Raw genomic sequence first — 11,908 nt, forward strand, 5'->3', positions numbered from 1 at the left:
CGTCGTCGCATGCGGATGAGGAACCTCGGCAGCAGCGGCCTGCGCGTGTCGTCGGTCGGTCTGGGCTGCAACAACTTCGGCGGGCGCCTCGACCAGGAGGCCACCACGGCGGTCGTGGACGCCTGCTTCGAGCACGGCATCACCTTCTTCGACACCGCCGACGTCTACGGCGGGCAGGGCGCCTCCGAGCGCGCGCTCGGCGCGGCGCTGCGCGGCCGGCGCGACGACGTCGTCCTCGCCACCAAGTTCGGCCTCGACATGGGCGGGCTCTACGGCGACGACTTCGGCGCCCGCGGCTCCCGCCGGTACCTGCGCCGCGCCGTCGAGGGCTCCCTGCAGCGCCTGCAGACCGACCACGTGGACCTCCTGCAGTACCACCGGCCCGACGGGGTGACCCCGCTCGAGGAGACGCTCACGGCGATGCACGAGCTCGTCGTCGAGGGCAAGGTGCGCTACCTCGGCACCTCCAACCTCCCGGCGTGGCAGCTGGCCGACGCCTCGTGGACGGCGCGCACCGAGCACCTGACGCCCTTCGTGTCCGAGCAGTCGGAGTACTCCCTGCTGCGCCGCGGCGCGGAGGCCGAGCTGCTGCCCGCCTGCGCCGCCCACGGCGTCGGGTTCCTGCCGTACTTCCCCCTCGCCAGCGGCCTGCTCACCGGCAAGTACCGCCGCGGCGAGCAGGCGCCCGACGGCACGCGCCTGGCGGGCGACATGGGCCCCAGCTGGCTCACCGACGAGGCGTTCGACGTCGCGGAGGCGGTCGCGGGCTTCGCGCAGGAGCGCGGGCGGACGGCGCTGGACGTGGCCTTCGCCGGGCTGCTCGCCCGGCCCGAGGTCTCCTCGGTCATCGCCGGCGCCACGAGGCCCGAGCAGGTCGCCGCCAACGCCGCGGCCGGCGGGTGGGAGATGTCCGCGCAGGAGCGCGGCGCGCTCGACGAGGCCCTGCCCGGCTGACGACGACACCCGGGGAGCACCGCCGCGGGCTCCGTGCGGCGTCCGGGGGACGGCCCCGGCACCGGGCGAGCACCGGGAACAGCGGGTGCGGGAGCGTCGTTGAGCCCCTCGACAGTTGAACGCTGGAACATCTTGGCCGGCCTGCGGGGCGGCGCGCAGGAGGCGGTCATGCAGTTCGGGGTCTTCACGGTCGGCGACGTCACGCCCGACCCGACGACGGGGCGCACCCCCACCGAGGGCGAGCGCATCGCCGCGATGGTGGCGATCGCGCGCAAGGCCGAGGAGGTCGGGCTCGACGTCTTCGCGACCGGCGAGCACCACAACGAGCCCTTCGTGCCCAGCTCGCCGACGACGCTGCTCGGCTACGTCGCCGCGCAGACCGAGCGCCTGCTGCTCTCGACGGCCGTCACGCTCATCACGACGAACGACCCGGTGAAGATCGCCGAGGACTACGCGATGCTGCAGCACCTCGCGGGCGGGCGGGTCGACCTCACGATGGGCCGGGGCAACACCGGCCCCGTGTACCCCTGGTTCGGCAAGGACATCCGCGACGGCATCCCGCTGGCCGTCGAGAACTACGCCCTGCTGCGCCGGCTGTGGACCGAGGACGTCGTCGACTGGGAGGGGCGCTTCCGCACGCCGCTGCAGTCCTTCACCTCGACGCCGCGCCCGCTCGACGGCGTGCCGCCGTTCGTCTGGCACGGCTCCATCCGCAGCCCGGAGATCGCCGAGCAGGCGGCGTACTACGGCGACGGCTTCTTCGCGAACCACATCTTCTGGCCGAAGGAGCACTTCATCCGGCTGGTCGACTTCTACCGGCGCCGCTACGAGCACTACGGCCACGGCCGCGCCGACCAGGCCGTCGTCGGGCTCGGCGGGCAGGTCTTCGTCCGCAAGAACAGCCAGGACGCCGTCCGCGAGTTCCGCCCGTACTTCGACAACGCCCCCGTCTACGGGCACGGCCCGTCGCTGGAGGAGTTCACCGAGCAGACCCCGCTCACCGTGGGCAGCCCGCAGGAGGTCATCGACAAGACGCTGACGTTCCGCGAGCACTTCGGCGACTACCAGCGCCAGCTGTTCCTCATCGACCACGCCGGCCTGCCGCTGGACGTCGTGCTCGAGCAGATGGAGATCCTCGGGTCGGAGGTCGTGCCCGTGCTGCGCCGCGAGATGGACCTGATGCGCCCCGCGCACGTCCCGGACGCCCCGACGCACGCCTCCCGCACGGCCGCCCGCGACGCGGCGACGGCCGGTCTGGGCGCGCCGGAGCCGGCGACGGCTGCGACGGTGGCCTGATGGACCGCCGCTCCCTCGTCGTCCTGTCCGCCGGCCTCGGCCAGCCGTCGTCCAGCCGGCTGCTGGCCGACCGCCTCGCGGCGAGCGCCGTCGACGCGCTGCGCGGGCGCGACGTGGAGGTCGACGTCACGGTCGTGGAGATCCGCGACGTCGCCCGCGACCTCGCCGACCACCTCGTCGCGAACGCCACCACCCCGGCGCTGCGCAGCGCGCTGGACGCCGTGGCGACCGCGGACGCGGTCGTCGCCGTGACGCCGGTCTTCGCCGCGTCCTACAGCGGCCTGTTCAAGACCTTCGTCGACGCGCTCGACCGGGACGCCCTGACCGAGGTCCCCGTCGTCGTCGGCGCGACGGCGGGCACGCAGCGGCACTCGCTCGTCCTCGAGCACGCCATGCGCCCGCTGTTCGCCCACCTGCGCGCGCTGGTCCTGCCCACCGCCGTCTTCGCCGCCCCCGAGGACTGGGGCGGCGAGCAGGGCGTCTCCGGGGACGCGCTGTCCACCCGGGTGGACCGGGCGGCCGGCCAGCTCGCCGACGTCGTCGCCGCGCGGCCGGCCCGCCGGCCCCGCGACCCCTTCGACGACGCGCCGTCCTTCGCGGACCTGCTCTCCGGTCGCTGACGCGCGTGGAGGCCGTCGTGGTCGGCGGGGGCCCGGCCGGGCTCGCCGCGGCGCTGGGCCTGCTCGCCGGCGGGCACCGGGTCACCGTCCTGGAGCGCGCCGCGGCCCTGCGCCGGACCGGCGGCGCCGTCACCCTCTCCAGCGGCGGCACCGCGGCCCTGGCCGCGCTCGGCGTGCGCGTGGACGACCTCGGGCGGCACCTGGAGGTGCTGGAGAGCCGCACCGAGGACGGGCGCCCGCTGATGCGCGTGCCCCTCGGCGACCTCGGGCGGCGGGTGGGCACCCCCACGACCAGCGTCCTGCGCCGCCGGCTGGTGGAGCGGCTCGCCGGCCTCCTCCCCGCGGACGTCCTGCGGCTCGGGGCGCGCGTCGACGGCGTCGAGCCGCACGGGCGCCGACCCCTCGTCCACCTCGACGGGGCCCCCGACGTGGCCGCCGACCTCCTCGTCGGGGCCGACGGCGAGCGCTCGCCGGTCCGGCGCTCCGTGCGTCCCGGCGCCGTGCCGGGACGGACCGGGTGGACGACCTGGCAGGGGTGCACGCGGGTCGACCACCCCCTCGTCGACGACGAGCGGGTCCTGTTCCTGACCGGGCCCGCCGGCTTCTGCGACCTGCAGCCCGCTGGCGAGGGCCTGCTCCAGTGGTCGTTCAGCACCCCGCCCGGCGTCCTGCCCGCCGCCCACGGCCCGCGCGGGGCCGCCGCGGTGCTCCGCGCGCGCTTCGGCGGCTGGGCCGACCCCGTGCCCGCCGTGCTGGCGGCGGTGGCGGACGACGACCTCAGCGGGTGGGACCACCGCACCGCACCGGTCCCCTCCGTCTGGGGCGCGGGCGCCGTCACCCTGGTCGGCGACGCCGCGCACGTCATGCCGCCGAGCCTCGGGCAGGGCGTGAACCAGGCCCTCGAGGACGCGCACGCGCTCGCCGCCGCCCTGCGCGGGGTCGGGCCGTCGGACGTCGTCCGGGCGCTGCGCGGCTACGAGGCCCGCCGCACCCGCCAGGTGCGCCCCGTCGCCGTGCTGGCGGGCAGCGAGGAGGCCATCACCCACCGCGCGCTCAGCCGCGGCGTCATGCGCTCGCTGCCCGACAGCTGGGCCCTCGGCCTGTGGGGCGGCATGGTCCGCCGCAGCAGCGCCGCGCTCGCCGGGTAGCGCCCTCCCCGGCGGGCCTCACGCCTCCACGGACAGGTTGCCGAGCGGCTTCGAGGAGCACAGGAGCACCTTGCCCATCTTGATCTCCCGGGGACGGATGCCGCCGTTGTGCTGCATGTCCACCTCGCCCTCCAGGAGCGTCGCCTTGCACGTGCCGCACACGCCCTCGCTGCACGAGGAGGGCGGCGTCAGCCCGGCGCGGAAGGCCGCCTGGAGGACGGTCTCGTCCGGGCCGCACTCGATGCTGCGCCCGCTGCGCGTGAACTGGACGACGTAGGACCCGGGGATCTCCGCGTCGACGTCCCCCGCGGCCTCGGCGCCCTGCTCCTCCACGACGGCCGCACCGCCGTCGGCCGCCACCTCCTCGGGGACGTTCCCGTAGGCGTCCGTCGGCTGGTACGGGACCACGGGGTCCACCAGCCCGTCGCCGAAGTCGGCGCGCGGGATGTCCTCGAAGGTGAAGGTCTCCTCGTGGTAGCGGGCGGGGTCGTGCCCCGCCGCCCGCAGGGCGCCCTTGACCATGTCCATGTACGGGGCCGGGCCGCAGACGAAGACCTCGCGCTCGCACAGGTCCGGCACCAGGCGCACGAGTCGCTCGGGGTCCAGGCGACCGCGCTCCCCCGCCCACTCCTCGCCCTCGGCGACGGTGCTGCACAGGGTCTCGACGCGCAGGTGCGAGCCGATCGCGTCCAGGGCCCGCAGCTCGTCGCCGAAGATGACGTCCGCCGGGGTCCGGACGCTGTTGACGAGGACGACGTCCGCCGGGGACCCCAGGTCGATGAGGTTCCGGCACATCGACATCATCGGCGTCAGCCCCGAGCCGGCGGCCAGGAACAGGTACTTGTCGGCGGGGTGCCGGACGGTGGAGAAGCTGCCCAGGGGCGCGTGCACGACCAGCTCCGTCCCGGGGCGGACGTTGTCGTGCAGCCACTCCGACACGACGCCGCCCGGCTGGCGCTTGACCGTGATGGTCAGCAGGTACGGCCGGGTGGGCGGCGAGGACACCGTGTAGGAGCGCATCACCTCGACCCCGTCCACCGGGAGCCGCAGGGTGACGAACTGCCCCGGCTCGAAGTGGAAGAGGTGCCTGCCGCTCTTCGTGGCGAAGGTGAGGCTCTTGACGTCGTGGCTGAGGTCGCGCACGTGCCAGCACACCAGGACCGACTCGTCCTCCGCGTCCCCCCAGCAGGAGAGCGTGGAGGGGTGCGAGACGTGGTGGACGACCGGCGTCGGCGCGGAGGTCGTGTCGGAGGTCACGGCGGTCTCTCGCACGGCGGGCTCAGCCGGCGGCGCGCGGGTCGGGGAGGGCGTCCGGGAGGGCGCCGGGCCCCGCGTGCTCGCGCAGCCGGGCGACGTACCAGCTGACGAACGCCTCGACGTCGTCCTCGACCATCGAGTACGGGCCGGGCTCGTAGCTCGGGTCGGCCACACCCCTCTGCGTGGCGGCCACCAGCGCGCGGTCCTGGTCGTTGGTGGCGTTCCACACCGCGCAGAGCGTCTGGAGGTCGTAGTCGACGCCCTCCTCGGCGTCGGGGTGCACCAGCCACGTCGTGCGCAGCACGCTCGTCGTCGTCGAGGTCGGCATGACGGAGAAGACGACGGCGTGGTCGCCGAGCAGGTGGAACCACGAGTTCGGCTGCAGGTGCAGGGACAGGTCGCCGAACGCCGGGTCCTGCACGTCGCCCATGAGCTTCGCGCTCACCGCCGCGCCGTGGGCGCCGAAGGACTTCCCCTCGCCGTCCAGCGGCATGTGCGTGAGCTGGAAGCCGACCACGCGGTCGTCCAGGTGGCGGTGGTCGACCATCGGCACCCCGTGGGCCCGGCGCACCCCCTCCAGGGCGGCCGCCGCGCGCTGGTAGCGCTCGAAGAGGGGCCTCAGCCGGGGGCTGATGTCCTCCTCGTCGTAGGCGAAGAGCGGGAAGTACGCCGTGGTCAGCTCGGGGTGCCCGTCGCAGTGGTAGCACTCCCGGTTGTTCTCCATGACGAGCTTCCAGTTGCCCGCCTCGACGAGGTCGGTCTGCGCCGCGACCTTCGCCTGGTCGAGCCGGTAGGGCCGCAGGTGCGGCTCCACGAGCTCCGCGACGGCGTCGAAGTCCTCCGGCGCCTCGTCCGCGAGGCAGATGAAGACCAGGCCCGCGAGGTCGCGCACGTGCACGGGGCGCAGCGAGAAGCACGTCTTGTCGAAGCTCGGGGGCTGGGCCTCCGCGTGCAGCAGGGAGCCCTCGAGGTCGTACGTCCACCGGTGGTAGGGGCAGACGATGTTGCCGACGAACCCGCGGTCCTCCAGCAGCCGCGAGCCGCGGTGGCGGCAGACGTTGTGGAAGGCCCGCACCTGCTCCTCGTCGTCGCGCACGACGACGACCGAGGAGGCCCCGACCTCGACGGTGAGGTAGTCGCCCGCCTCGGGGATCTCGGCCGCGGCGGCCACGAAGATCCACTGGCGCGAGAACACGACGTCGAGGTCGAGGGCGTGCACCTCGTCGTCGGTGTAGAAGGCGCTCTCGAGGCTGGTGCCCGGGCGCCGGCGCCGCAGGAGCTCTGCGACCGGCACCGGCTCGGGCGGCGTCGTGCGCAGGTCGTGGAGCTGGGCGGTCATGGGACCACCTCCATGTCGACGTGCCCGTACCCGGGCGCTGGTCTCGGCCCTGCCGAGGGCTGTCTCGCACAGCGATACTGTCTCCCTCAGCGATACGACGAGGATGGGAGGAGGTCACGAACGTGTCAAGGGGGAGCGCCGACATCAGCCCGCGGCGACCTCGCCGGCGCAGGGGGCCGGGGAGGGCGGACCTGCGGGCGCGGGCGCCCCGATAGCGTCGAGCCATGAGCGAGCGCGGGGAGGCGACCAGGGAGCAGACCGTCCAGTCCGTCGACAGGGCGGTCTCCATCCTCCAGTCGCTGGCTCGCCTGGGGCCCTCCGGCGTGACCGACATCGCCGCCGAGGTGGGCCTGCACAAGGCGACGGCGCACCGCCTCCTCGCGACGCTCGAGGTCCGCGGGCTGGTGAGCCAGGACGTCGACCGGGGCTCCTACCGGCTCGGCCGCACCGTCGTGCAGCTCGCCGCGGCCGCCACGAGGCCGGACGACGTCGTCAGCGCCTGCCGACCCCTGTGCGACCAGCTGGCGGCGGAGGTCGGCGACACCGTCAACCTCGTCGTCAGCGACGGCAGCCAGATCATCACCGTCTACCAGGCGGTCGGCGAGGCCATCGTGGTCAGCCGCGACTTCGTCGGCAAGCACGACCCCCTGCACGCCACCGCCGCGGGCAAGGTCTTCCTCGCCCACCAGCCGACCGCTCGGGTGGACGAGCTCGCGGGCGCCGGCCTCGAGCGCTTCACGCCCTCGACGATCGTGGACCCGCGCGAGCTGCGCGCCGAGCTCGAGCGGGTGCGCGAGCGCGGCTGGGCCATCACCACCGAGGAGCACGAGGTGGGTCTGGTCGTGATCGCCGCGCCGGTGCGCTCCGCCGACGGCTCCCTCGCCGCGGCCATGACGGTGAGCGGACCCACCTACCGCGTCACCGAGGCCACGCTGCCCGGCCTGGTGGAGCGGCTGCTCGACTCCGCGCAGCGCGCGGGCTGGCGCCTCGGCGCCCTGCGCCGCGGCTGACCGCCCGGGCGCCGGAGCGGGCGGGGGCGCGCACCGCGCCCCCGCCCGCTCCGCGCGCCTACGGGCCGGAGGGCGCCCCGAGCCGTTCGACGGGGGACGGCTCAGGGGTGTCCGCGGCTCCCGCGGTCGCGGGCTGCTCGGCGCGCGGCAGCGGGTCGGCCAGGACCGGCCCGGGGTCGCGGGGACCGACGGCGCCGACGACGCCCGCGGCGACCGCGGGGGCCGCCCCGGAGGGCCCCGCCGGGTCCGGCAGGTGCGGCAGCGGACCGGTGGTGGGGATCGTCGCCCGCTCGGCGAGCAGGTCGCGCAGGAGCGCCGCGCACAGCGCGACCATCACGAGGAGGAAGGGCGCGGCCGCGATGATCGTCAGGTTCTGGAGGGCGCCGAGCCCGCCGGCGTACAGGAGCACGATCGCCACCAGCCCGGTCATGGCGCCCCAGGAGGCCGTGAGCCAGCGCTGCGGGTGGTCCGCGCCGTAGCTCGACAGCGAGCCCAGCACGATGCTCGCGGCGTCGGCCCCGGAGACGAAGAAGATCGCCACGAGCGCCACGACCAGCACGGACGTCGCGCCCGCCCACGGGAACTGCGCCAGCAGGGCGAACATCTGCTCCTCGGGGCTGCCGATCGCCAGGAGGTCCACCGTGCCCGCGAGCTGCTCGTGGATGGCGGTGCCGCCGAAGACCGAGAACCACACGACGCTCACCATCGTCGGCACCAGCATCACTCCGACCACGAACTCGCGGATCGTGCGGCCGCGCGAGATCTTGGCGAGGAAGGCCCCGACGAAGGGCGTCCACGAGACCCACCAGGCCCAGTAGAAGATCGTCCAGCCGGAGAGCCACTCGGTGCCGCCGAAGACGCCGGTGCGCACCGACATGGCGGGCAGCGTGTTGAGGTACCCGCCGAAGGCGTTCGGGCCCAGGTTGAGGATGAACACGGTGGGTCCGACGACGAACAGGAAGAGCAGCAGCAGGCCGGCGAGCACCATGTTGGTGTTGGACAGGTACTTGATGCCCCGGTCGATGCCGCTGACGGCGCTGAGGACGAAGCAGATCGTCAGGACGACGATGATGCCGACCTGCCACCCCGTCCCGCTGCCCGCGCCGAAGACGGTGGTGAGGCCGCCGTTGATCTGGGCCGCGCCGAGACCGAGGCTGACGGCGGAGCCGAAGATCGTCGCGAAGATGGCGAGCACGTCGATGACCCGGGCGGTGCCGCGCGCCCTCGGCCCGCGCAGCAGGGGGGCGAAGGCCGCGGAGAAGCCGCCGGAGCGGCCCTTGCGGTAGCTGGAGTAGGCCAGCGCCAGGCCGACGACCGCGTAGATGGCCCAGGGGTGCAGGCCCCAGTGGAAGAGCGTGTAGCTCATGGCCTCGCTGGCGGCCTGCTCCGAGCCCGGGGGCACGTCCGCCTCGGGCGGGGTCATCAGGTGCGTGACCGGCTCGGTGACGCCGTAGAACATCAGGCCGATGCCCATCCCGGCCGAGAACATCATCGCGATCCAGGAGATGCGGCTGTGCTGGGGCCGCTCGTCGTCGCGGCCCAGGCGGATGCGGCCGAGACGGCTGAAGGCGATGCTCAGGGCGATCACGACGAAGCCGGTCGCGCTGATGACGAAGGCCCAGCCGAGGTTCGTGGTGATCCAGGCCAGCACCTGGCCGGACCGGAGGGTGAGGGCCTCGGGGGCGAGGACGCCCGCGAGGCAGAGGCCGACGACGACCGCCGCCGACACGGCGAGCACGGGGACGTCGATCGGGGCGCGGCCGCCGCCGGTGCGGTCCCGGGGCGGGCCCCCGGACCGGTCTGCGGGGGTGTGGCCGGAGGTGGTGCCGGAGCTTCCTTCGATCCCTGGTCGCGATGACATGCAGGGGTCCTCTCGGGAGGGGTGCTGGCGCACCCAGGAGGAGGAGCTGTGGGGTGGGTGGACGGTAGTGCTGCCGCGGCGGGCGCGGAAGGATTCTCGCCGAGGTCGTGCGCGCGCGGCGGGCCGGACCCGGACGCATGGGGACGGGCCGGACCGAGATCGGCCGGACCGGGACGGGCGCCGTCAGCGGAAGACGACGGTGCTGTGCCCGTTGAGCAGGACGCGCCGCTGGCAGTGCCAGGTGACGGCGCGGGAGAGGGCGAGCGCCTCGGCGTCGCGGCCCACGGTGGCCAGGGCCCCGGGGTCGTGGGTGTGGTCGATGCGGATGACCTCCTGCTCGATGATCGGGCCCTCGTCGAGGTCGGGGGTCACGTAGTGGGCCGTCGCGCCCACGAGCTTCACGCCGCGGTCGAACGCCTGGTGGTAGGGCTTGGCGCCCTTGAAGCCCGGCAGGAACGAGTGGTGGATGTTGATGGCCCGCGCGCGCAGCGCGCGGCACGTCTCGTCGGAGAGCACCTGCATGTAGCGGGCCAGGACGACGAGGTCCGCCTCGTGCTCCTCGACCAGGCGCAGCAGCTCCGCCTCCGCCTCGGGCTTCGTCGCCGGCGTCACCGGGACGTGGTGGAAGGGCAGGCCCGCCGCCTCGGCCATGGGGCGCAGGTCCTCGTGGTTGGACACGACGGCCACCAGCTCCCCGCCGAGGCTGCCGGAGCGCCACCGGAAGACGAGGTCGTTGAGGCAGTGGCCCATCCTCGAGACCATCACGAGCACGCGCGGGGCCCGCGGGCTCGCGATCTCGTAGTCCATCGAGAAGCCCGCGGCGCGCTCGGCGAAGGCGGCCGACAGCGCCTCGACGTCGACGTCGGCGTCCGGGCCGACGAAGGCGGTCCGGGAGAAGAAGCGGCCGCTCGTGGCGTCGTCGAACTGCTGGTGCTGGACGATGTCGTGGCCGTGGTCGAACAGGAACGAGGCGACCGCGTTGACGATGCCCGGGCACTGCGGGCAGCTCAGGGTCAGGACGGCGGGACTGGGCACGGGAGGGCTCCTCAGCACTCGACGATGTTCAGGGCGAGGCCGCCGCGGGCGGTCTCCTTGTACTTGTCCTTCATGTCCGCGCCCGTCTCGCGCATGGTCCGGATGGCCTTGTCGAGGGTCACGTGGTGGGCGCCGTCCCCCCGCACCGCCATCCGCGCGGCGGTGATGGCCTTCACGGCGCCGACGGCGTTGCGCTCGATGCAGGGGATCTGGACGAGGCCGCCGATCGGGTCGCAGGTCAGCCCGAGGTTGTGCTCGATGCCGATCTCGGCGGCGTTCTCCACCTGGTCGGGGGTGCCGCCGAGGACCTCGGCCAGGCCGGCCGCCGCCATCGAGCAGGCCGAGCCGACCTCCCCCTGGCAGCCGACCTCGGCGCCCGAGATGGACGCGTTGGTCTTGAACAGCATCCCGACGGCGCCGGCGGTGAGCAGGAAGCGCACCACGTCGTCGTCGTCGGCGCCCGGGACGAAGCGCTGCTGGTAGAGCAGGACGGCCGGGATGATCCCCGCCGCCCCGTTCGTGGGCGCCGTCACGACGCGCCCGCCGGCGGCGTTCTCCTCGTTGACGGCGAGGGCGAACAGCGTCACCCACTCCATCGCGCGCAGCGGGTCCCGCTCGTCCTGCTCGGCGAGGAGCCGCTCGTGGAGCGCCTGCGCGCGGCGCCGCACGCGCAGCCCCCCGGGCAGGACGCCGGGCGTCCCCAGGCCGTGCGCGACGCACTCCTGCATGACGCCCCAGATCTCCAGGAGCCCGCGCCGGACCTCCTCCTCGGTGCGCCACGAGAGCTCGTTGGCGAGCATGACGTCGCTGATGCGCAGCCCCGTGCGGCGGGTGAGCGCGAGCAGCTCGCCCCCCGTGGAGAACGGGTGGGCGACGGGCGTCGGGTCGACCACGAGCACCGGCGCGCCGGTCTCGTCCTCGTCGAGCACGAAGCCGCCGCCGACGGAGTAGTACTCGCGGCGCGCGAGCACCTCGCCGGCCCCGTCCACCGCCGTGAACACCATGCCGTTGGTGTGGAAGGGCAGGCGCTTGCGGCGGTGGAGCACCACGTCGTCGGGGCTGAAGGCGATCTCGTGCTCCCCCGCCAGGCGCAGCCGCCCCTCCTCGCGCACGCGCTCGACGAGGGGGGCCGCCGCCACCGGGTCCACCAGGTGGGGCTGCTCGCCCGCCAGCCCCAGGACGACGGCCCCGACGCTGCCGTGGCCGTGACCGGTGGCGCCCAGGGAGCCGAAGAGCTCGCACCGGACGCCCGCGACCGCGTCGAGGCGGCCCGCCGCCGCCAGCCGGTCGACGAAGGACCACGCCGCCCGCATGGGGCCGACGGTGTGCGAGCTGGAGGGCCCGACGCCGACCTTGAAGAGGTCGAAGACGCTGAGGCTCACGGCCGG

10 protein-coding genes are annotated in these 11,908 nt (G+C 74.4%); 5 read left to right on the top strand and 5 right to left on the bottom strand.

The window, feature by feature from the left end:
- The first annotated feature begins 9 nt into the window (after window positions 1-9).
- The 4 genes from Q0848_RS13975 to Q0848_RS13990 all read left to right on the top strand — a co-directional run bounded on the left by Q0848_RS13975 (window position 10) and on the right by Q0848_RS13990 (window position 4,018).
- Entirely contained in the window at window positions 10-954 is a 945-nt protein-coding gene (locus Q0848_RS13975; protein WP_299038579.1) for an aldo/keto reductase, read from the top strand.
- Between the two features lie 168 nt (window positions 955-1,122).
- Window positions 1,123-2,250 (top strand): LLM class flavin-dependent oxidoreductase, encoded by a 1,128-nt coding sequence (locus Q0848_RS13980; protein ID WP_366146616.1) that lies wholly within the window; start codon window positions 1,123-1,125, stop codon window positions 2,248-2,250.
- Window positions 2,250-2,870 carry a CE1759 family FMN reductase gene (locus Q0848_RS13985; RefSeq protein ID WP_299038583.1) on the top strand — a complete coding sequence of 207 codons (621 nt, stop codon included), beginning with the start codon at window positions 2,250-2,252 and terminating at the stop codon, window positions 2,868-2,870. The genes Q0848_RS13980 and Q0848_RS13985 overlap by 1 nt, the downstream gene beginning before the upstream one ends.
- A gap of 17 nt (window positions 2,871-2,887) precedes the next feature.
- Window positions 2,888-4,018: an NAD(P)/FAD-dependent oxidoreductase gene (locus tag Q0848_RS13990; RefSeq protein ID WP_299038586.1), complete on the top strand. Its 1,131-nt coding sequence runs from the start codon at window positions 2,888-2,890 to the stop codon at window positions 4,016-4,018.
- Between the two features lie 18 nt (window positions 4,019-4,036).
- Here the strand turns inward: Q0848_RS13990 and Q0848_RS13995 are convergent, their stop codons facing one another.
- A complete protein-coding gene (locus tag Q0848_RS13995; RefSeq protein WP_299038588.1) occupies window positions 4,037-5,275 on the bottom strand; it encodes a hybrid-cluster NAD(P)-dependent oxidoreductase in 1,239 nt (412 codons plus the stop codon).
- A gap of 22 nt (window positions 5,276-5,297) precedes the next feature.
- On the bottom strand, window positions 5,298-6,614 hold the full coding sequence (locus tag Q0848_RS14000) for an aromatic ring-hydroxylating dioxygenase subunit alpha (protein ID WP_299038590.1): 1,317 nt from the start codon (window positions 6,612-6,614) through the stop codon (window positions 5,298-5,300).
- 224 nt (window positions 6,615-6,838) lie between these two features.
- On the opposite strand from Q0848_RS14000, the gene Q0848_RS14005 reads away from it, so the two are divergent.
- Window positions 6,839-7,624, top strand: coding sequence for an IclR family transcriptional regulator (locus tag Q0848_RS14005; protein WP_299038592.1), 786 nt, complete (start codon window positions 6,839-6,841; stop codon window positions 7,622-7,624).
- A gap of 58 nt (window positions 7,625-7,682) precedes the next feature.
- On the opposite strand, the gene Q0848_RS14010 is transcribed toward Q0848_RS14005, so the two are convergent.
- The 3 genes from Q0848_RS14010 to Q0848_RS14020 all read right to left on the bottom strand — a co-directional run bounded on the left by Q0848_RS14010 (window position 7,683) and on the right by Q0848_RS14020 (window position 11,902).
- Window positions 7,683-9,485, bottom strand: coding sequence for a BCCT family transporter (locus Q0848_RS14010; protein ID WP_299038594.1), 1,803 nt, complete (start codon window positions 9,483-9,485; stop codon window positions 7,683-7,685).
- Between the two features lie 183 nt (window positions 9,486-9,668).
- Window positions 9,669-10,520: a formyltetrahydrofolate deformylase gene (gene purU, locus Q0848_RS14015; protein ID WP_299038596.1), complete on the bottom strand. Its 852-nt coding sequence runs from the start codon at window positions 10,518-10,520 to the stop codon at window positions 9,669-9,671.
- Between the two features lie 11 nt (window positions 10,521-10,531).
- Window positions 10,532-11,902: an L-serine ammonia-lyase gene (locus tag Q0848_RS14020; RefSeq protein ID WP_299038598.1), complete on the bottom strand. Its 1,371-nt coding sequence runs from the start codon at window positions 11,900-11,902 to the stop codon at window positions 10,532-10,534.
- Window positions 11,903-11,908: the final 6 nt, after the last annotated feature.

The sequence above is a fragment of the uncultured Pseudokineococcus sp. genome (assembly GCF_947495735.1).
Taxonomy (GTDB): Bacteria; Actinomycetota; Actinomycetes; order Actinomycetales; family Quadrisphaeraceae; genus Pseudokineococcus.

Coding starts and splice junctions, on each gene's coding strand:
- Q0848_RS13975 (WP_299038579.1), top strand. CDS start 10: ATGCGGATGAGGAACCTCGGCAGCAGCGGCCTGCGCGTGTCGTCGGTC.
- Q0848_RS14000 (WP_299038590.1), bottom strand. CDS start 6,614: ATGACCGCCCAGCTCCACGACCTGCGCACGACGCCGCCCGAGCCGGTG.
- Q0848_RS13980 (WP_366146616.1), top strand. CDS start 1,123: ATGCAGTTCGGGGTCTTCACGGTCGGCGACGTCACGCCCGACCCGACG.
- Q0848_RS14005 (WP_299038592.1), top strand. CDS start 6,839: ATGAGCGAGCGCGGGGAGGCGACCAGGGAGCAGACCGTCCAGTCCGTC.
- Q0848_RS13985 (WP_299038583.1), top strand. CDS start 2,250: ATGGACCGCCGCTCCCTCGTCGTCCTGTCCGCCGGCCTCGGCCAGCCG.
- Q0848_RS14010 (WP_299038594.1), bottom strand. CDS start 9,485: ATGTCATCGCGACCAGGGATCGAAGGAAGCTCCGGCACCACCTCCGGC.